Annotated in this window: 16 protein-coding genes and 1 pseudogene; 9 read left to right on the top strand and 8 right to left on the bottom strand. The window is 68.2% G+C overall.

The annotated features are described in order from the left end of the window. Positions 1–5 precede the first annotated feature (5 nt). The 3 genes from ACFU6I_RS32955 to ACFU6I_RS32965 all read right to left on the bottom strand — a co-directional run bounded on the left by ACFU6I_RS32955 (position 6) and on the right by ACFU6I_RS32965 (position 5,591). Entirely contained in the window at positions 6–2,807 is a 2,802-nt protein-coding gene (locus ACFU6I_RS32955; protein ID WP_384373279.1) for a family 20 glycosylhydrolase, read from the bottom strand. A 413-nt stretch (positions 2,808–3,220) separates the two neighbouring features. Next, complete coding sequence (locus ACFU6I_RS32960) at positions 3,221–3,862, bottom strand: maleylpyruvate isomerase N-terminal domain-containing protein (protein WP_384373281.1); 642 nt, start codon at positions 3,860–3,862, stop codon at positions 3,221–3,223. Between the two features lie 487 nt (positions 3,863–4,349). Continuing rightward, positions 4,350–5,591 carry a hypothetical protein gene (locus ACFU6I_RS32965; protein WP_384373283.1) on the bottom strand — a complete coding sequence of 414 codons (1,242 nt, stop codon included), beginning with the start codon at positions 5,589–5,591 and terminating at the stop codon, positions 4,350–4,352. Between the two features lie 306 nt (positions 5,592–5,897). On the opposite strand from ACFU6I_RS32965, the gene ACFU6I_RS32970 reads away from it, so the two are divergent. Continuing rightward, positions 5,898–6,866 carry a LuxR C-terminal-related transcriptional regulator gene (locus tag ACFU6I_RS32970; RefSeq protein ID WP_384373285.1) on the top strand — a complete coding sequence of 323 codons (969 nt, stop codon included), beginning with the start codon at positions 5,898–5,900 and terminating at the stop codon, positions 6,864–6,866. A 446-nt stretch (positions 6,867–7,312) separates the two neighbouring features. Beyond that, the gene (locus ACFU6I_RS32975) at positions 7,313–7,705 is read left to right on the top strand and encodes a transposase (RefSeq protein WP_384373310.1); all 393 of its coding nucleotides are present in this window, start codon (positions 7,313–7,315) and stop codon (positions 7,703–7,705) included. Positions 7,706–7,740: 35 nt separating this feature from the next. Here ACFU6I_RS32975 and ACFU6I_RS32980 read toward each other — a convergent pair whose 3' ends face one another. Beyond that, entirely contained in the window at positions 7,741–8,196 is a 456-nt protein-coding gene (locus ACFU6I_RS32980) for a VOC family protein (protein ID WP_384373287.1), read from the bottom strand. A gap of 52 nt (positions 8,197–8,248) precedes the next feature. After that, positions 8,249–9,115 (bottom strand): GNAT family N-acetyltransferase, encoded by an 867-nt coding sequence (locus tag ACFU6I_RS32985; protein WP_384373289.1) that lies wholly within the window; start codon positions 9,113–9,115, stop codon positions 8,249–8,251. Between the two features lie 176 nt (positions 9,116–9,291). On the opposite strand from ACFU6I_RS32985, the gene ACFU6I_RS32990 reads away from it, so the two are divergent. Both ACFU6I_RS32990 and ACFU6I_RS32995 read left to right on the top strand, forming a co-directional pair. After that, a complete protein-coding gene (locus tag ACFU6I_RS32990) occupies positions 9,292–9,429 on the top strand; it encodes a hypothetical protein (protein WP_384373291.1) in 138 nt (45 codons plus the stop codon). 172 nt (positions 9,430–9,601) lie between these two features. After that, a complete protein-coding gene (locus ACFU6I_RS32995; RefSeq protein ID WP_384373293.1) occupies positions 9,602–10,900 on the top strand; it encodes an MFS transporter in 1,299 nt (432 codons plus the stop codon). A 408-nt stretch (positions 10,901–11,308) separates the two neighbouring features. Here the strand turns inward: ACFU6I_RS32995 and ACFU6I_RS33000 are convergent, their stop codons facing one another. Next, positions 11,309–11,500, bottom strand: coding sequence for a hypothetical protein (locus ACFU6I_RS33000; RefSeq protein ID WP_384373295.1), 192 nt, complete (start codon positions 11,498–11,500; stop codon positions 11,309–11,311). Positions 11,501–12,012: 512 nt separating this feature from the next. Here ACFU6I_RS33000 and rph point away from each other — a divergent pair. The 3 genes and pseudogenes from rph to ACFU6I_RS33015 all read left to right on the top strand — a co-directional run. Beyond that, entirely contained in the window at positions 12,013–14,610 is a 2,598-nt protein-coding gene (gene rph, locus ACFU6I_RS33005; RefSeq protein WP_384373297.1) for a rifamycin-inactivating phosphotransferase, read from the top strand. A 459-nt stretch (positions 14,611–15,069) separates the two neighbouring features. Next, positions 15,070–15,735, top strand: a complete 666-nt coding sequence (locus tag ACFU6I_RS33010) for a nitroreductase (protein WP_384373299.1) — start codon at positions 15,070–15,072, stop codon at positions 15,733–15,735. Then, a pseudogene (locus ACFU6I_RS33015) lies at positions 15,732–15,896 on the top strand (1-deoxy-D-xylulose-5-phosphate synthase N-terminal domain-containing protein); the annotation flags it as partial. The gene ACFU6I_RS33010 and the pseudogene ACFU6I_RS33015, both read left to right, overlap by 4 nt. Before the next feature lie 178 nt (positions 15,897–16,074). Here the strand turns inward: ACFU6I_RS33015 and ACFU6I_RS33020 are convergent. Then, complete coding sequence (locus ACFU6I_RS33020) at positions 16,075–16,989, bottom strand: ion transporter (RefSeq protein ID WP_384373301.1); 915 nt, start codon at positions 16,987–16,989, stop codon at positions 16,075–16,077. 166 nt (positions 16,990–17,155) lie between these two features. Between ACFU6I_RS33020 and ACFU6I_RS33025 the strand changes: the two genes are divergently transcribed. Beyond that, positions 17,156–17,305, top strand: coding sequence for a twin-arginine translocase TatA/TatE family subunit (locus ACFU6I_RS33025; RefSeq protein WP_384373302.1), 150 nt, complete (start codon positions 17,156–17,158; stop codon positions 17,303–17,305). 364 nt (positions 17,306–17,669) lie between these two features. Here ACFU6I_RS33025 and ACFU6I_RS33030 read toward each other — a convergent pair whose 3' ends face one another. Continuing rightward, the gene (locus ACFU6I_RS33030) at positions 17,670–18,425 is read right to left on the bottom strand and encodes a helix-turn-helix domain-containing protein (protein WP_384373304.1); all 756 of its coding nucleotides are present in this window, start codon (positions 18,423–18,425) and stop codon (positions 17,670–17,672) included. Between the two features lie 238 nt (positions 18,426–18,663). Between ACFU6I_RS33030 and ACFU6I_RS33035 the strand changes: the two genes are divergently transcribed. Next, positions 18,664–19,329, top strand: coding sequence for a DUF4097 family beta strand repeat-containing protein (locus ACFU6I_RS33035; protein WP_384373306.1), 666 nt, complete (start codon positions 18,664–18,666; stop codon positions 19,327–19,329). Positions 19,330–19,420 lie beyond the last annotated feature (91 nt).

Below are 19,420 nucleotides of genomic sequence, written 5' to 3' on the forward strand. Positions count from 1 at the left end.
CGGCCTCAGACGGGGCGGCCGCCCACGCTGATCTCCGCAGCGCCCGCGAAGGCGTTGCCTGCCTGGGAGTTGAGGCCTGTCAGGCGCACGTACCGCCCACGGATAGCATTGAACTCGGCGTTCTGGGGAGTGAGCGCCTCGGTGAAGGAGTCGTTGGCCGCCTCTTTCCACGTGGTGCCGTCGACGGACACCTCGATCCGGTAGTCCTTGATCCTGCCGTTGCGGGCGTTCTGCCGCTGCGTGTACTGCAGGCCCGTGACGTCGTACTGCTTGCCCAGGTCCAAGGTGATGTGGTGGGGGAAGTCGGGGGACGCGCTGTACCACTGGGTGTGCCAGATCGTGTTGAGGTCTCCGTCGATGGCGTTCGTGGCGGCGCCGTTCTCGCCGACGGTCTCCTGGCTGTCGACGTCGTGCACGCGGAGCGTGGACCGGTCGATCGGGTTCGGCAGCGGGCGCAGCTCGGACGCGACCGCCACCGTTTGGCGTGCCGAGCGGTCGCCCTGGACGGCGCTGATCGTGTGAGTGCCGTCGTAGGTCGCTGCCGGGACGACGCCGTGGCGGGCGAACCCACCGGCCGCGTCGGCGCGCACCGTGTAGAGGGTCTTGTCGTCCATGCGGATGTCGACGTAGCCGGGCTCGAAGCCGGTCAGCTTCAGCGGGACCCACGTTCCGGCCTTCACGTTCTGCGGGACCTCAAGTGTCGGGGTGGCGGCCGGAGCGTTGCGGTCCTCGGCTCGCGCGTCGGAGACCCGGACGCGGACGGACACCGGGTTGCCCACCGACGGGGTGAGCACACACGTCGTGTCCTCGGGGAACGCCGTCTCCACAGTGGCGGTGTAGAGGCCTGCGGCGTGCAGGGAGTCGCGTGCCTGGCTCTGGGTGAACGTCACCGGCAGGACCCGTTCCCCGCACTTCGCGGTCGCGGTCAGGGGCTCGGTGAGCGCGCTGGACGAGGCGGGGTCGCCGTCGGTCGCCACGGTGTCCGGCACGATTTGGGTGCCGTCCTCGGAGACCTTGGTGCCGGGTGCGGCGACGAGCCCCAGCTCGTGCCGCGTGGTGACTCCGCTCGGGGCGACAGCGTCGGTGCCGGCGACCGTGGCGGCCCACCGCGCTCCCGGGCTCTCGTAGAAGTTGGTGCCCGCCACGGTGAGGCGCGGGCCGAGCTGGGCGAGGCGGGAGGCGAAGTCGGCGACGTCCTTCTGAGCCTTGGACGTCCAGCCGGTCTCCAGGATCGCGGCCGCCCGAGGCAGTGTCAGGAACTCCGCCTGGTCGCCGCCGCGCAAGGTCTCCGACCACAGCGGGCCCTCGACGCCGAGCACGCCCGCCTCGGGGATGCCGCCGGACACCGTCGTGGTCGGGTCCCAGTCGTAGTACCGCTGGAAGTCGCACGTGCCACCGCAGGCCCATGTCAGGCCGATCGGGGTGTCCTTGGTGTACTTCTGGTCCAGGTAGGAGCCGCCCGCGGCCGACACCACGGCCTTGCCGCCCTTGGCGATGAAGTCGCGTACCCAGTCACCGGAACCGACCCAGTACTGCACGACCGAGCCGTCCCAGAAGCCCGGTTTCTGGGACAGCCCGGCCTCGGCGTACTCCGTCCAGCCCATGGTCCCGACGCCCGTCGCCGCCTTGATGCGGGGCACGGCGCGGGAGATGAAGTCGACGTAGCGGGTGTGGCCCATCGCGTGGGACTCGTCGCCACCGATGTGCACGTACGGGCCGCCGGTCATCTCGGCCAGCTGGTGGAAGACGTGCTCCACGAAGGTGTAGGTGAGGTCGTGCCGTTCGTCGAGGGCGGAATATCCCACGTTGCCGGTGCCGTTCCAGTCCACGACGCCGGTCTTGGGATTGGGCGCGGGCAGGGACCGGTCGGTGTTGAGCTGCGGGATCGCGTGCAGGGCGGCGTTCGTGTGACTGGGTATGTCGACCTCGGGGACGACGGTGACGAACCGGTCCCTGGCGTAGGCGACGATGTCACGGTACTGCTTCTGCGTGTAGTAGCCGGTGCGGCCCAACTCGCTCCGGTATCCCTGCTGGTTCATCGCGGTCGCACCGGACTCGCGGTGCAGCGCGCTGTAGTCGATCGGGTCGCCCGCGGCCTTGCCGTCGTTGGTGATCTCGATCCGCCAGCCCTGGTCGTCGGCGAGGTGCAGGTGCAGCACGCTCATCTTCATCCGGGACAGCTTGTCGATGTAGCGCTTGACGGCGTCGACGTCCTGGAAGGACCGGGCCACGTCGAGCATGACACCGCGATAGGAGAAGCGCGGCGCGTCTTCGATGTGCGTTGCGGGCACGCGCCAGTCGGTGACGACCGGAGTCCGTGACTCGGCCCAAGCGGGCAGCAGTTGACGCAGGCTCTGCACGCCGTTGAACGCGCCGTGGGCGGTGCGCGCGTTGATCGACACGCCGTCACTGTTGACGTCCAGGACGTACGACTCCGGGGTGGGCGCGGCGCCGTCGACGGTGTATCGCGCCGCCGGGTCCACCGTGATGTGTATGGCGTTGGCTCCGCCGTGCGCGCGCACCGGTACCCGGAACCCGGTCGCGTCACGCAGGTCTCCCGCGAGCTGCGAGGCGACGCGAGCTGCCTCGCCGTCCGCGATGACGGCGAGTGAGGGGCGCAGGGCGAACGGCGCCTTGCCGGCGTCCTGTTGGACGACGGCCGGACGCGGGACGAGCGCGGTGTCCGGCGCGGCGGACGCGCCCGACGCGGCGGGCCCGGCGACGGCCGACGGCGCGCCGGCCAGACCGGCCATGGTCATGAGGACCGCCGCGAGCAGCAGACGCGGCCCACGAGGTCGGACGGGCACAGGACTCTTCTTTTTCCGCAGCCGCACGGGGACTCCCTGAGGGGCAACCAACGATGCATGCACTTGCTTGAAGGGTCAGGCTTTCTTTCAGGTTCGAGCACCATAGCGCTGCGGCGTAAAGTGGTCTAGTCCCTTGCGCCGACTCTGGTACTGAGCTGAAGTCCCCCCGTCCGGGAGGGGCTACTGCGATGACGAAGACCGGCGGAGAGTGAGCGGGCACAGCCCTCGACGTCGGCGTGAGGCCGCCTCCACGGAGGCCGACGTGACACGCGCCTGGCCGGCCCCTAGGACCGGTGAGTTCGCATGTCAACTCGCAACCTCCGCCTGCCAGGTGCTGAACCACTGTCCGGACAGCCCTGTTCTCCTCAACGGCGGTGCTGCACGGGCGGATGTCCAACGAAGGGTGAGACCGCCTACAGCACGAGCAAAGCCTGGTGCACATCACGTTCGCGTCTGGCCAGCGCATGCAACACGGCCTGATCGCCATGCCGCTCGCGGGCAGCGGCGACAAGCACGTCAACCGCGATAGCGAGTGCGGCTTCGGGAACCGGGCAGCGAGCGCCCACACTCAATGCCAAGTCATCGAGGTGAACCGTCAGTTCCACACACCGGGTCTGGAGATAGCCGTCGAGCAGGATCTCCTCTCCTGGTCGGTGGAGGATGGCCACTCGCCGATCGGCAGGTTCCTCGTCCAACCGCAGGGCCAGTCGTTGCCACGCAGCCTGCGCCTGCTCACCCACGACGGTGGGGCCGGCTGCGGCCGTTTCCTCGCTCCGTGCGCGCACGCCGACGTTGAGCGCGGAGTCGGGTACGGACGTGCCTACGAGCCTGGCGTAGTAGCGCACCGGCGACACCGGTTCCGCACCGAGGACCTGACCATCAAGAAACCACTCGACCTGCAGAATGCTGCGCGCAAGGTGACCAGCCAGTCCGCCCACTGACATCCCCGGCAGCACGGACTCTTCCTCCCAACGACGCGCCACCTCTTGCGCCGCCAGAAGCTGCACAGCCCGTTCGGCTGCCAATAGGTACGCCTGCCGTATCTCCGTCGTCATGCCACGCATATTGCCCGCACGAAGATCACAGCGGCCAAGGGGTCCAAAAGGTGGATGGCACAACCAGGATGCGGACTTGCCGCATTGGTCATCCCGCCCGGTGGCGTCGGGAATCCGAGGAATGACAGGGCCGATACTCCGCTCAGGAACGGAGCCGGATCAGGATCAGCGGCGCAGCGGCGGTCACGGTGCCCGGGTAGGCAGCCGAGGCCGGAGCCTTGAGATTCGTTTCATCACCGGGCTGAAGCCCTGAGCACGGCCAATGACCCGATAGCCCTGCACCGCGCCGGAGCGGCAGTGTGTGCAGGTCCGCGGGCAAAGTGTGGCTGCGGCGATCAGCGGTACATGCCCGCGGCCGCCCCCGATCGGGGGCGGCCGCCACAGGCTCTGTCGGAGCGATGGCCGACAGGTCAGGAAACTGGATGCGCGGCCATGTCCTGGCCGGCGCGCGGCCCGTGAGCCGTGGTGCGCCGGCCGGTCCGCGCACTCACTTGGTCGCGTCCGGCTTCACGATGTCGGGGAGCTTCGCCTCGAACATCTCGTCGAGCTTCATCGAGGGCAGGATGTGGCCCTGGTTGGGGGCCTCGTTGGCGACGCTCGCTCCCCAAGTGGACGCCGCGATGCGCTGGTTGGGCGTGCCGTGGTGCCCGTTGCTGCTGAAGCTGCAGTCGCCCACCTGGTAGAAGGACTTGGCGGAGTCGAGCACCCGCTTGGTGTTGAGAGCCTCGCCGCGCGAGTGCGTGAGGAAGTACGTGCCGAACGCGTCCGCCATCAGCTCGGTGCGGCGGGTGGCCTCCGGCCCGGTCAGTGTGGTGTTGTCGAACAGGTTGTTCTCGTACTGCACGTGGTGTCCGAACTCGTGGCCGAGGATGGCGCGCGGAGCGGTGTTGCCCAGGCCGATGGCCTTCATGGCCTCCAGGATGCCGTCGCCCATGACGATGCGGTCGGAGATGCCCAGCGGCTGCGGGTCGCCCTTCTCGGAGTAGGCGAACGCGTTGAAGGTGAAGATCGGGTTGGCCCCGCCCTTCAGCACGGGCTCGGAGTCGACCAGCGAGATGAACAGCTCGGCCAGGTCGAGGTTGCTCTCGGGCGTGCCGCCGTACAGCACGGACAGGGTGCGGGCGAGCCGTTCCGGGGAGGAGTAGACGTCGGCGCCGTGCATCGGCATGAGCTGGATGTCGTCGGAGTAGATGTCCCAGAACATCTTGAGGTTCTTGGCCTCGGACGTCAGCTGGTTGGTGTATTCGCCGTTGACGCCGAAGGTGTTGGACTTGGACTCGCTGCCGAACAACAGCGCATCGTACGTGGGGAAGTCGAACCCGCCGAACAGGGAGAGGATGAAGATCGCGAAGGGGTCATTGGCGCCGTCGAGCAGCGTGTTCGCATAGGCCGTCAGCTCCGTGCTCTGGCACTGGTAGTCGCCCGGGTTGATGACGCTGTGGAGGATGTCGGCCCACTGGCTGTCGCCCATGCCGTACTTGGTGTTGGCGGCCTGGAGGCGCGCCTGCCAGTCGGCCGGCAGCTTGGCCAGGATCTCATCGACGAGGGCCTTCGTCTTCGGGTCGAGCGAGGATGTGTCGATCGTGGAGCTGTAGGACGCGGAGCCGTAGGACGCGGCGGTGGCGGCGGTGGCCGTCGTGCCGTTCGCGGCAGCTGCAGGCAGGGCGGTACCCAGCGTGCAGGTGGCCGCGGTCACGAGGGTGACGGCCCAGGCGAAGGTCTTCTTCACGGTCAACTCCTTGGTGTGTTGAAGCCGACACGCCGGTCGTCCTTGTGGGACGGGAGAGGCGGTCGGAGTGCCATGGGCCAAGAGTTTGCAAGGAATGCACTTTCCGGAGAAGCCGTCTGTGCTGTCGGAATCCGGCATGGCAGGAAAGTGACAGATGCGATGCCGCACATCCCCGCGCACCCTCCATGTGACGACCCCTGACTTGACGAAACGTCACTCCGTATAACGCCCCTACCGGATGGGTAGTCGCTATGTGCACACGACCTCCACATGGAGTAAATCGCATATGCGTGCAATGATTCGAATATGCATCCACTTCGGGTCATAGGTCTCACCGCGACCGCCGAGGACATCTACCTCGCGCTCGTCCAGCGCGGCCCGGCGCCTCCGGCAGGGCTGGCGAACACCCTGCGCGTGACCCCGGACGCCGTCCGCGCGGCGGCCGACGAACTCACCGGACTTGGCCTGTTGGAACCGGACGGGGAACGGCTCGTCGCCCGCCCCCCGCGGGCAGCGCTCGATGCCCTCGCGGAGGTCCGCGCGAAGGAGCTCGGTACGCTGCGCGACAGCGCCGACGAACTCGCCCGGTTCTGGCGCGACCACCACGCCGAAGGTCCGGGATACATCGAGATCGTCCGGACGGAGGCGGCCCGTGAAGCGCTCGCCCGGCGCGTGCAGGACGAGGCGGTGTACCAGGTCCGTGCTCTCTCGATCGGCCCTTCCGGCCGTCTCGCCGCACCCGCGCAGGTGGCGCCCGGCTGTCTGGAGGCACTCGCGCGTGGCGTCTCGTACTCGGTGGTCTACGGCGCCCAGGTGCTACGTGACCCGCTGGCCCGGGAGGCCATCCAGGCCTGCGTCAACCTCGGTGAACGCGCCCGCGTCTTCCCCAATGTCGCGTTAAACCTGATGATCTGTGACGACCGCTTCGCCGTCGTCACCGCGCCCGCGCGTGACCACCAGCGACGCCACTACATCGCCGTGCAGCGATCGGCCCTGCTCGACGGACTCGTCGGCGTGTTCGAGTCGTACTGGCAAATGGCCGTCCCGCTCCCCATCAGCCACGAGTCCATGGACGACGCCGGCGCTTCCCCCACCGACGACGCCCGGCAGCTTCTTACCTACCTCAGCGGCGGACTCACCGATGAGTCCATCGCCCGTGAACTCGGCGTCAGCGAACGGACAGTGGCCCGCCGCATCGCCCGACTCCAGGAAGTCCTGGGCGCACAGACCCGCTTTCAACTCGGAGTCCAGGCCAGCCGCCACGGCTGGCTCTGATCACGGAGCCCCAGGTGAACGGGGAAGTGCCGGCTCGCCGGGCCGCACCTCCTCGCTTCCCAGCCGGACGGCGGCCCTGGTCGGGCTGCGCGACAAGGCACCGGCCCTCACCGGCTTCCACCACGCTTCCCGGGCTGGCGACCGATCTGGCTGCTCACTGGCGACGTGGCCTGTAGCCGGCCGACATGCAGTCACCGCCCTGACGGGGAGCGCCAAGCACTCGGTGCGGAACGCGAAGATCCGGTACTCGCAGGATCCCGAGGTCTGCCCGGTGCGGGCCTGGACCGCTTGCCGAGAGCGGCTGGTCGCCGAGCATGGGGAGGCGTGGGCCGCCCATCCGGTCCCGGCGGCAGCTGATCGACGGCATACCGTTCCGGGTTCGGACAGGGGTCCTTGGCGGGTTCACCACCAAGCTGCACGTGGCTGTCGAGCAGGGCCAAAAGCCCATGTCGATCGTGGTGAAGGCCGGGCAGCGCGGCGACTCGCCGCAATTCGAGCCCGTGCTGGAAAATGTCCGCGCACCCCGCATCGGATCGGGCCGGCCACGCGTCCGCCCCGCTCGAGTACGCGCCGATCGGGCGTACTCCTCCCGCAGGAACCGCGCCTACCTGCGCCGCCATGGAATCCGCTGCACCGTCCCATACAAGGCTGACCCGGCCCGCAACCGCAGGAAGCTCGGCTCCCGTGGCGGCCGACCGCCGCGTTTCGATGCGGTGGATTACCGCGAGCGCCATGCGGTCGAGTGCGGGATCAACCGACTAAAAGGAACCGGGCAGTGGCCACGAGGTCAGACAAGTTCGCCGTCCGCTACGGGGCGACCGTGCTGGTCGCAGCCGTGAACGAGTGGCTGTGACCAGCACCGTCGCAACGGCCCTCAGACGACGTCGAATTCGTTGCCCTCGGGGTCCTGCATGGCGGCGGCGTAGAGCCCCATGCCCGGCTCATCCTTGATCCGCAGCACGGTGGCACCAGCTTTGACCAGCCGTTCCACCGTGGCCTTGACCCGCTGTGTGCGGACGTCCAGTGGGACGTCACGGCCCCCACCGACCTTCAGGTCGAAGTGCCACCGGTTCTTGGCGACCTTCGGCTCCGGAACCTGCTGGAACCACACCCTCGGTCCATGTCCCGCGGGATCGATGATGGACTCCGGAACATCCCCGGCACCGGCCGGCAACTCCGCCTCGGGAACCCCCACCGCCGCCCAATAGGCACGCCACGTGGCGTGGCCGCCCGGCGGAGGCTCAGGAACGTAGCCCAGGGCCTCGGCCCAGAAAGCCACCATTCTCTGCGGATCGGAACAGTCGATCGTCAGCTGCACTGTTATCTCCATGCCCGGAGCATCTCAGGCAGGTCTGACAGACGATTCCCTCTCGCAACATGTCCTAGGCGCACCGGTATTGATCCCGGACCTCGGGGCGTTGCTGGAAGCCGGCCGACCTGTAGGTGGCGACGGCACCGACATTGGCGCTGGGGGCGCAGACGACCGCGCTCGACGAGCCCAACTCCTGGAGTGCGGCCGCCGCGGCGACGGTGATCGCCTCGCCGTGGCCCTGACGGCGATGTTCCCGGTGTACGCCCATCGGTTCGAGCAACCCTGGCCTACCCGGACCGGCCGACCACACCGTCACCGCCGCCACCGCGTTGCCCTGGTCGTCGTACGCGACCAGACATCGGGCGTCGGCGTACGGCAGTCCGGCCGCCATCGCGTGCCAGCGCTCGTCCGTGAACCTCGACCCGTCGAACGCTGCCCGATGCACGGCGGCAAACACGTGCGCCTGCTCCGGCCCGACCAGCTCGATCCGCACGCCCGGGTCCTTCACCGGCTCCGTGAGGTCGCGGCGCAGCGGCCTCCACGGCTCGTCGGCGTTCCAGCCGTCCTCGAACAGCAGATCTTGGACCAGTGCACCCATCGGCGCCTCGATGTTCACCTTCCCCTCGGGCAGCACGCCGCGCTCCGGCTCGGTCACGTCTTCGACCAACTGCTGCGCCAGCTCCTCGTCCCGCTGAGCGTCCGGCGCGATCGTCAGCCGCAACAGGCCGGGGCCGTCCAGCAGCCCGACGGCGAGAAACTGTCCGTCCCGGCTCCACGTCCTGACCGCCGCGGCGGTCGCTTCCGCACCTGACCGCCAGAACCAGCCCAGGTCCCCCGGATGCAGTTGCATCGGCGCCCCGTCGTACTGCCACTCCCGCAGCACGCCCACAGCCTCGCTCAGCCCGTCGACTCCCGGCTTGCCCAACACAATCGCCATACCCCCGATCACACACCACGGGACCGACAGTCCGCACCCGGTTTCCGGCCGGCCTGCGTGGTGCGGTTTTGAGGACTCGGGAAGGCAGCCGGTGATCGAAGAGACACGGCGTAGCCCAGGGCCGGGGTGCCGCCACGCCCACCACGGTTTGCTGCTCGGCGGGTTGATGGTGACGGTTGAGGCCCGCCGGCCGCCGCGGCGGTTCGTTCAAAACGTTCCTGGACAGCTACCGGCAGATGCTCAAGCGCCGGCTCGCCGAGTGCGACGTCCGGGACGGGAACGGGCTGCCGGTCCACCTGACCCCGCACCAGTGACGGCACACGTTCGCCACCCGGCTGATCAACTGCGACGTCCCGCAGGGGGGCGTCCGTGTCCGCCTCGACCACCGGTACCGGGAGATGGCGGCGAGAACTGAGAGAACCCTGTCGGCGTGTTGGCGATCAGTGGCATAGTCCGGGCCGCGGATCTGAGAGTGGAGTTGGGGCTGTGACGGAAGTAGCGAAGGATGTGCAGGATGTCGGGTCGGAGACCGATGGTCCGAGCCTCTGGCGCCAGCGGGATTTCATGCTGCTGTGGAGCGGCCAGACGGTCAGTGAGATGGGCTCGGCGGTCACCCAGGTCGCATTGCCTCTGGTTGCGGTCGTCGCGCTCAAGGCGAGCACGTTCCAGGTCGGGCTGCTGACCGCCGCCACCACGGCAGCGTTCGCGCTGATCGCGCTGCCCGCGGGCGCGCTCGTGGACCGCGGCTCCAAGCGTTCCATCATGATTGTCTGCAACATCCTTCGCCTGCTGATCATCGGCTCGGTACCGCTGGCGGCTGCCCTCGGCACTCTGACGATGGCGCAGCTCTACGTCGTCGCTGTCGCAGCCGGCGTGTGCACGGTGTTCTTCGACGTCTCGTACCAGAGTTATGTGCCGTCGCTGATCCGCGCCGATCTCCGGATGGACGCCAACGGCAAGCTGGGGACCACCCAGGCGTTCGCGCAGCTCGGGGGACCCAGCCTGGGCGGGGGACTGGTCGCGGCGTTCGGCGCCGCGGGCGCGATGACGGCCGACGCGATCTCCTACGCGGTCTCGGTCTTCTCGATATCCGGAATCAGGACGCGCGAGGAGCCGCCGCCTGCGCGGCGCGAGGGCGAGACGTTGCGGAGCCAGATCGCCGAGGGACTTAGATTCGTCGTCGGGCACAAGATATTGCGGAGGGTCGTGGCGTGCACGGGTACCGCGAACCTGTTCGGCGGCATGAGTTCGGCGCTGGCGATGATTTTCCTCGTCCGGGTGCTGCATGTGCGTCCCGGGCTGATCGGGCTGGTCGTGGCGGGCTCGGCTGTCGGCGGGATCGCCGGGGGAGTGTTCGCCGGTCGGCTCGCGAAGAAGATCGGCTCGGCGCGGATCATTTGGGTGTCGATGCTGGTGTTCAGCGCCCCGCAGGTCATCGCGGCGGCCGCTTGGCAAGGCTGGGGGGTGCTGCTGTTCCCGGTGGGCTGGGGCATCGCGTACTTCGCCGCGATGGTGTACAACGTCGCGCAGCTCAGCTACCGGCAATCGGTGACACCGCCGGAGCTGATGGGCCGGATGAACGCGGCCGTCCGCTGGATCGTGTGGGGCACGCTGCCGTTCGGCAGCATCCTGGGCGGGGTACTCGGCACACTGATTGGGGTGCGGCCCGCACTCTGGCTGGCGTTCATCGGTTCCTGGGCGGCGGGCTGGTTCGTGTTCTGCTCCCCGCTCCGCCACATGCGCGATGTTCCCCAGCCCGAGCCTGCCCCCGGTGTTACGCGTTGAAGGTGAGCGTGGGGTCGGCCTGGAGCATCGGGTGCTCCCGTCGCCGAGCGACAGGTGCTCTCCCAGGTCACAGCCCTTTCCTGGCTTGCGGCCGAAGTCTCGTGTACGCCGACGGCCGGTGACGTCGCGCCGTCCATCGTCCCACCCCCAGGTCGGGAATTCGGTTCGAGAACTGTGGATGCCGCGCGGCGGTGCGGCAGACACAGCTGGGCGGACAGCAGCCCGGCCACGCCGACCATGGCCCACAGCGCCCATGGGCCGATCGCGTACACGGCGCCACCGATGAGCGGTCCGGCGCCCGTACCGGTCGTGTACGCGACGCCGTGCAACCCCTGGTAATGCCTGACCATCCGCGGCGGAGCCAGCGCGTCACGTTCCGTTCCGTCTGCAACGACATACGGTTCAACTTCACCCCGTGGATGAGACCGCAGACGTGTCGTCCGGGCCCACCGGCACGCCGCCGGAGCGCTCAAGGACGAGGTCGTGGTTGAACTTGCCGAATATCCTCTCGTCGCGCCAGACCGCGTAGTTGGCGTAGACGGTGCCGTGGTTCGGGAAGTCGTGCGGGAGGTATTCCAGGGGATTCCCGTGCGGTTCCATGTAGAGGATCGCTTGAATACGTTGCGCAGGTCGACGGCCGCATCCGTAGGCCGATGGGACGTCCGTCCGGGCCAATGCCGCGTATCCGTACGCGGCGCGCCACCGCTTCGCGAGAAGCTTGTCCGTTCCCTTGGACGGCCAAAAGGCAAAGGCAAGGAGGGCTCTCTCCTTGCCACTCTCAACGTATAGCGCGCCGGGGGGCTTGCCGCAAGACCCGGGGCACGGCGCAGAATCGACGGCCTATGCCACAACCTGCGGAAATGGGAGCACGACGTGCGTGTGTTGTTGTCGACGTACGGGGGACGCGGTGACTTCGAACCAGTGGTGGGACCGGCAGAGCGGTTCCGGGTGCTCGGCGCGGAGGCGCGGGGGTGCGCGCCGGCCGACTCGTCGGAGGGGAGGCAACCAGGGATGAGGACCTGCTCGACAAGAGGTTCGACGGAGTGGGCGGCGCCGGTGATGCGATCGGCCACCGCAGTGCAACAGAGCACGGCTGCCTCGGAGGTATCGCAATGATCGAGCAGTACGTGTTGGATCTTCAAGAGGTCGACGACATGCAGGTCGCGGTCGTTGGCGGCAAGGCCGCGCACCTGGGCGGGCTGACGCGGATCGAAGGCATTCGCGTACCGGCCGGCTTTTGCGTGACGACGGACGCCTTCCGCCGGATCATGGCGCAAGCGCCGTCGATCGACGATCGGCTCGATCAGCTGTCGCGCTTGAACTCGGACGACCGGGAGGCGATCCGCACGCTCAGCGCGCAGATTCGTCGGACCATCGAAGGGATTGCCATCCCGGGCGATCTGGCGGCCGCGATCACCCGCGCGCTCGCCCGGTTCGGCGAGCAGGCCGCCTGCGCCGTCCGATCCAGCGCGACGGCAGAGGACCTGCCGACGGCCTCCTTTGCCGGCCAGCAGGACACGTACCTGAACGTCGTGGGGCCGACAGCGATCCTCCAGCACATCAGCCGGTGCTGGGCCTCGCTGTTCACCGAACGGGCCGTGACGTACCGTCAGCGGAACGGCATCGACCACCGTACGGTCCACATGGCCGTGGTCGTGCAGCAGATGGTCTTCCCGCATGCGGCCGGCATCCTGTTCACAGCCGACCCTGTCACGGGCAACCGGAAGGTCGCCACCGTGGACGCCGGCTTCGGCCTCGGCGAGGCCCTGGTCTCCGGCCTGGTGAACCCGGACGTCTTCAAGGTGCGAGACGGCGAAGTCGTCGCCAGGGCGATCGCCGTAAAACAGCGTGCCGTTCACGCCCTGCCGGCTGGCGGTACGCAGGAAGTGGCGATCGACTCGCAGCGGCAGGAGCAGCCGGCGCTGACGGATGATCAGGTCGTGCGGCTCGCGCAGCTCGGGCGGCGGATCGAAGCGCACTTCGGCCGCCCGCAGGACATCGAATGGTGCCTGGTCGATGATGACTTCCGGATCGTTCAGAGCCGGCCGATCACGACGCTGTTCCCCATTCCCGAGACCGGCGACCAGGAGAATCACGTCTACGTCTCCGTTGGTCATGGGCAGATGATGACCGACCCCATGAAGCCCCTTGGGCTCTCCGTGTGGCAGCTGACGGCCATGGTCCCGATGCACGAGGCCGGGGGGAGGCTGTTCGTCGACGTCACCCGGCGCCTGGCCTCGCCCGCGAGCCGCTCCGGCCTCCTGGACGTCATGGGGAGAGGCGATCCGCTGATCAGGGACGCTCTGGAGACCGTCCTCGACCGCGACGATTTCGTCCCGTCGCTCCCGGACGCGGGTCCCGGCGGGCCGCCGGCCGGCGGCGCTTCCGTCCCGATCGAGACCGATCCGGCCATCGTCACCGAGCTGATCGAGCGCAGCCAGGTGTCCATCGCCGCCCTGGAGCGCGACATCCGGACGAAGACCGGACCGGCGCTGTTCGACTTCCTGCTGGAGGCCTTCGAGGAGCACAAGCGAGTCCTCAGTGATCCGCTGAACCTTCAAGCGATCATGGCGGGGATGGAGGCCACGTGGTGGCTCAACGACAAGCTGCAGGAGTGGCTGGGCGAGAAGAACGCGGCTGACACGCTCACGCTGTCCGCCCCCGACAACGTCACGTCGGAGATGGGACTGGCGCTGCTCGACGTCGCGGACGTGGTCCGCCCGCATCCGGAGGTGGTGGCGTTCCTCCAGGGCGTCGAGGACGAAGGCTTCCTGGACGAGCTGGCGAAGCTCGCGGGCGGGACCGAAGCGCGCGACGCCATGGAGGCCTACCTCGACCGGTACGGCATGCGCTGTGTCGGCGAGATCGACATCACGAGGCCGCGTTGGCGCGAGCGTCCCACCACGCTCGTGCCCGCGATCCTCGACAACGTCAGGAACTTCGAGCCGGGCGCCGCCGAGCGGCGCTTCGAGCAGGGTCGGCAGAAGGCGCAGAAGAAGGAACAGGACGTGCTGTCACGCTTGCGGGCCCTGCCGGACGGGGACCGGAAAGCCGACGAGGCCAAGCGGATGATCGACCGGGTCCGAACCTTCATCGGGTACCGGGAGTACCCGAAGTACGGCATCGTCAGCCGCTCCTTCGTCTACAAGCAGGCCCTGCTGGAAGAGGCCGAGCGCCTCGTGCAGGCCAACGTGCTTCCCGAGAAGGAGGACATCTTCTACCTCACGTTCCAGGAACTCCACGAGGTCGTGCGCTCGAACCGGGTGGACGACCAGCTCGTCCAGCAGCGCAAGGACGCGTTCCGGTCGTACCACGCGCTCACACCGCCCCGGGTGCTCACATCGGATGGTGAGGCCGTCACCGGGGCGTACCGGCGCGACGACGTGCCGGCCGGCGCCCTGATCGGCCTACCGGTTTCCGCCGGGACCATCGAGGGAAGGGCCCGCGTCATCCTTGACATGGCGGAGGCCGATCTCGAAGCGGGCGACATCCTGGTCACGACCTTCACGGACCCCAGCTGGTCGCCGCTGTTTGTCGGAATCGCGGGCCTGGTGACGGAGGTGGGCGGCCTGATGACCCATGGCGCAGTGATCGCCCGGGAGTACGGCTTGCCGGCCGTCGTGGGCGTGGAGCGGGCCACCCGGCTGATCCGGGACGGGCAGCGGATCCGCGTGCACGGAACCGACGGGTACGTCGAGTTCCTGCCTTGACCGACCACACCGAGAAGCCCCATCCGTAGCTTCCGACTGAACAACGCCGAGCAGTTGATGACCACGCCACGACTGCCGACCGCAACGCGCACACGCGGAACCGGCCCGTGACTGTTCTTCACCTGGGAAGTGCCTCTTCCGCTACCACGTACAGGACTCGCACCACGTCCTGTACGTGGTAGCTCAGAGGCACTTTCTACGTTCTCGATTCAGTCGGGCTGCTGACCTGCCCCCTGCCGTCCGACGAGTGAATCACGGCGGCGTGGTCGGGGCCGAAGCCGCGGGGCGCTCGGGGACGGTCGAGGAATCGGTCATGGGCGGTCACGTGGCCTCGCGGGCAGCGGTGATTCGGCGGAGGCCGCTTACTTTCGGCTCACCTCGGCGATACCCCCCTGCGGCCTTCTTGCGTGCTGAAGACGGTAGACAGGTGGTTGTCGTTGGCTGAGAGGATGAGAAGACGTGGATGTGTATGAAGCCGTGCACAGTCGCCGGGCCGTGCGGGCGTTCAGCGATGAGCCGGTACCCAAAGAAATTCTCGAACGAGTGCTGGCCGCAGCGACGCGGGCTCCGTCGAGTGGGAACCTCCAGCCGTGGCATGTGTATGTCGTGACCGGCGAGCCCCTGGCCGAACTGAAGAGGCATGCGACGAACAGGGCACTGGCGGGAGACCCGGGTGATGAGCGCGAGTATCCGATGTACCCGGCCACACTGACCTCGCCGTATCTGGACCGTTTTTCCGCCGCGGCCGCCCAGCGGTACAAAGCGCTGGGGATCGAGCGCGACGACCTCGACAGGCCCACGAAGATCGCCGCCTTGAACTCGGAGGCGTTCGGGGCGCCGGTCGTGCTGTTCTGCTACCTCGACCGGACGATGGGGCCCGGGCAGTGGGGGGACGCGGGGATGTACCTGCAGACGGTCATGCTGTTGCTGAGGGCGGAAGGGTTGCACAGCTGCCCCCAGGTGATGTGGACGGTGTACCGCAAGACCGTCAGCCAGACAGTCGGAGCCGATGACGGGCTCGTGCTGTTCTGCGGTGTCGCGGTGGGATTCGAGAAGCAAGGCGTGCCACGGCTGCGTACCGGGCGGGCGGACATGACAGAAACAGTGAGCTTCATCGGAGTGTGACCTCCAGGACTTGCCGATCATGTTCGCAGCCGGACGGCGACGGCTGCTGCCACAAGCTGCTGACGCGGCGCCAGGACTTCTTTTGGCTCAGGCACGAAGGCGGGCTGTCCGGCTGCCCCAGCCGCGCGGAGTCCGCCCACGACATCGTGGAGAACCAGCACGCCTCGGTGTCGATGTCCTGGGCGGCGGGAGGCGTTCGTGACCGCGCAACGGCGGGCATGGTGAGGCCGACGTTGACGGCGGTGCGGCCGAGTTCGAGACGACTCGGTACGCCGACGACGATCGAGTTGATGGCGTTCGAGGTCTTCATGGGGCACCTCTCGACTTCTGCCGTTGTGGCTACGAGTGACCTCCGGAGATGGAGGCAGTCCGCTCTGCCTCGCGGGGCCGGCCGGGCGAGACCCGGGTCAGGCCGCGCTCCAGGTCGTCGAGGGCGCGGCGGGCGGTGGCGATGCGTTCGAGCAGCAGGTCGGGGTCTTCTGGGGAGGCCGTGAGAGGTCGGTCCCGAGCATCGTTCTCCTCCATGTCGCGTGCTTCGTCGAGGGAAGTGATGACGACGCCGATGAGGACGTTGACGAGGACGAAGGAAGCGAGCAGGACGTAGGAGGCGTAGTAGAGGATGCTCCAGTGGGAGACCTCCAGGCCCGCACGGACCGCATCACCGATGCCGTCCAGGGTCATCAGGAGGAAGAGGGTGAGGACGGCGCGGCCGATGGAGCCGTAGTGCTCGGGATCGTGGCGTGCGAAGAAGACCCAGCCCACCATCGCGTAGACGTACAGCAGCAGAGCGCCCACGACCAGGAAACTGAGCGTGCCGGGGAGACTGCGGCCGACCGCGACCAGGAAGATGCGCAGCTGCGGCAGGAAGCGGGCGGTGCGCAGCACTCGGGCCAGCCGCAACAGCCGCAGGACGGTGGAGTTCTCGCGTACGACGGGCAGGAAGGCGCTCAGGACGACGGCGAGGTCGAAGAGGTTCCACGGGTCGCGGAAGAAGTCCCGGGGACGGTTGGCATGGGCGGCCAGGCGCAGCACGATCTCCACCGTGAAGGCGGCGACGCAGGCGTGCTCGGCGAGGCGTAACCACCGGTGCCAGTCGTCCACCAGTCCGCTGTACGTCTCCACGCCGAGCAGCGCGGCGTTGGTGAGGATCAGGGCGAACACGGTGGCGGCGAACCAGCGTGCCTCCGTGATGGCGCGACACCGATGCGCCAACGTCTCCCGGGCGGTCCGCGTCCCGGCAGTCACTTCCGTCATCTTGCTCTGTTCCTCCGTGCAACACGCTGTTCCCGGCCAGCCGGGCCGGAATTCGGGCTTGTTGAGCGATCATGCTCCAGGGGAAACTTCTACAGCACTGTAGAGAGCGATGTGCTGCCGGTATGCCGTTTCGGCCGCCGTCCGTCCCCCTGGGAGAGCAGATCTGATGTTCGGCCTGAGTGAACTGGCCCTGATCCTCCTCGTCGTCGTGGTGGTCCTGGCGGTCAAGAAGCTGCCCGAGCTGACACGTTCGGCAGGCAAGGCGGCCCGGATCTTCAAGAGCGAGGCCAAGGAGCTCAAGAACGGCGAGCGGTGAACATGTGCCGGCCCCAGCCCTGCGAGGGGCTGAGAGCGGCAAGGCGTCTGCCTTCCCCGCCGGCGCCAAGCTCGCCGGTGTGGTCGCTGCCCTCGCCGCAGCGGAGCCGGGCTGCTGTGCGTTCTTCGACTTCACCCAGCCCGCCCCGGAAAAGCCCAGCCTCCCGTACGTCTGCGGGTCGTTTGGATCCGCGCGCCCACCCCGGCGGCATCAGGCGGTGATGGGCGCGCGGGCCGATTGCGGTCACTGGCCGGGTGGGCCCCCGTCAACTCCGCCGCGCGGCGCAGCGCGGCGGCTGGGCCGCTCTGCCCCGCCCGCATCGACTGTCCGGACGTCTCATGGCTGTGACGATCGGGATGGTTGTCTATCCGTGCTCGGGACTTGATTGGGCGGCGTCGTTCGAGGTTGTTCCGGGTTTGGTGTGGAGGACTTCGCGGGCCTGTTCGGCGGCGCGGGTGATGCTCTCGCTGATGAAGTCGAGGAAGCGGGCGATGTTCTCCAAGCGGGTGGCGGCGGGGGTGTGGGGGCCCAGGACGGCGACGCCTTGGCGTGCGGTTTCGACGAGCTGGTCGTTGGATCGGGCGCTGGCGATCGTCGCCTGGTAGAAGAGTTCGTCGTCGACGACGTAGCGGTCGCGGCGGCGTTCGTCGCGTTCTCGGCGGACGAGGCTCTGGCTCTCCAGGAAGGCGATCGCTTTGGAGATGGACGCCGGGCTGACCTGGAGGCGCTGGGCGAGTTGGGACGCGGTGAGGCTGCCCGCGTCGGTGGTGAACAGGCAGGTCAGCACCCGGGCCGTCATTTTGGGCAGGCCCGAAGCCATGAGGACGGTGGTGAGTGTCTCCTCGTACTCGGCCACGGCCTCGGCGTTGCGTCCGTGTGGCTGGGGGACTGCCTCCGACCCTCGGGAGGAGGCGGGCCTGCGCCGGTGGGCGCGGCGTTCGGTGGCGCGGTGGGCCAGGTCGGCGCGGTAGGCGGTGGGGCCGCCGTTGCGCATCACCTCGCGCGTGATCGTCGAGGTCGGACGGTCGAGGCGTCGGGCGATCTCGGCATAGGGGAGGCTGTCGGCCAGCCCCAGCGCGATCTGCTGGCGTTCCTGCTGGGTGAGCCTGCCTCCCGGCATCGCGATCTCCTTGGTGATCCTTCGTGGTGGTTCCTGATCCCCCCACTCTAGCGTTCACTTCTCACCCATTGCAATGATTGGCGCGACCACCGTTGCGTTACTGGCGAGGTGGTTGCAACGGTTTCTCGGTCTCTACCTGCACGAATGTCGATTCTATGCAACGAGTGTGTTGCGGATATATGGAAAGCAACGTAGCGTTTCCGATGTCAGAAACAATGAACGAGCACGGGAGAGCACGATGCAGAAGTTCGACACCCCCGCCCCGATCTCCGCCGTCCTGGCCATCCCCGCCGGACGTATCCAGTTCATCGCCGCCGACCGCGCCGACACCACCGTCGAAGTCCTGCCCGCCAACCCCTCCAAGAGCCGCGACGTCCAGGCCGCCGAGCAGACCACCGTCGCCTACGCCGAGGGCGTCCTGCGGATCCACGCCCCTGAGCCCACGAACCAGCTCTTCGACCCCTCCGGATCCCTGGAGGTCACCGTCCAGCTGCCCGCCGGCTCCCGCATCGAGGCCAAGGCTGCTGGCTCCGAGCTCCGCGGCGTCGGCCGCCTCGGCGACGTCGCCTTCGAAGGCGCGTATCGCCAGGTCAAGATCGATGAGGCTGTGAGCGTCCGCCTCACTGCGATCGACGGCGACGTCGAGATCGGCAGGCTCAACGGCCCCGCGGAGATCAGCACCACAAGGGGCGACATCCGGATCACCGAGGCCATGCGCGGCACGGTCGTGCTCCGCACCCAGTCCGGCGACATTTCGGTCGGCGCCGCTGTCGGCGTCTCGGCCGCCCTGGACGCCGGCACCGGCTACGGCCGCATCAGCAACGACCTCAAGAACGATGGCACCGCCGATCTCGACATCCACGCCACCACCTCCCACGGCGACATCACCGCCCGCAGCCTCTAGTAGGGCTTTGTTAGGTGGTGTCGTAGGGCTGCCATGGGGTGGGTTGTCGGCAGGTGGGGCAGGTGCCGGTCCAGGTGGCCAGGAGGTGTTG

The sequence above is a fragment of the Streptomyces sp. NPDC057486 genome, assembly GCF_042802415.1.
GTDB lineage: Bacteria > Actinomycetota > Actinomycetes > Streptomycetales > Streptomycetaceae > Streptomyces > Streptomyces yanii.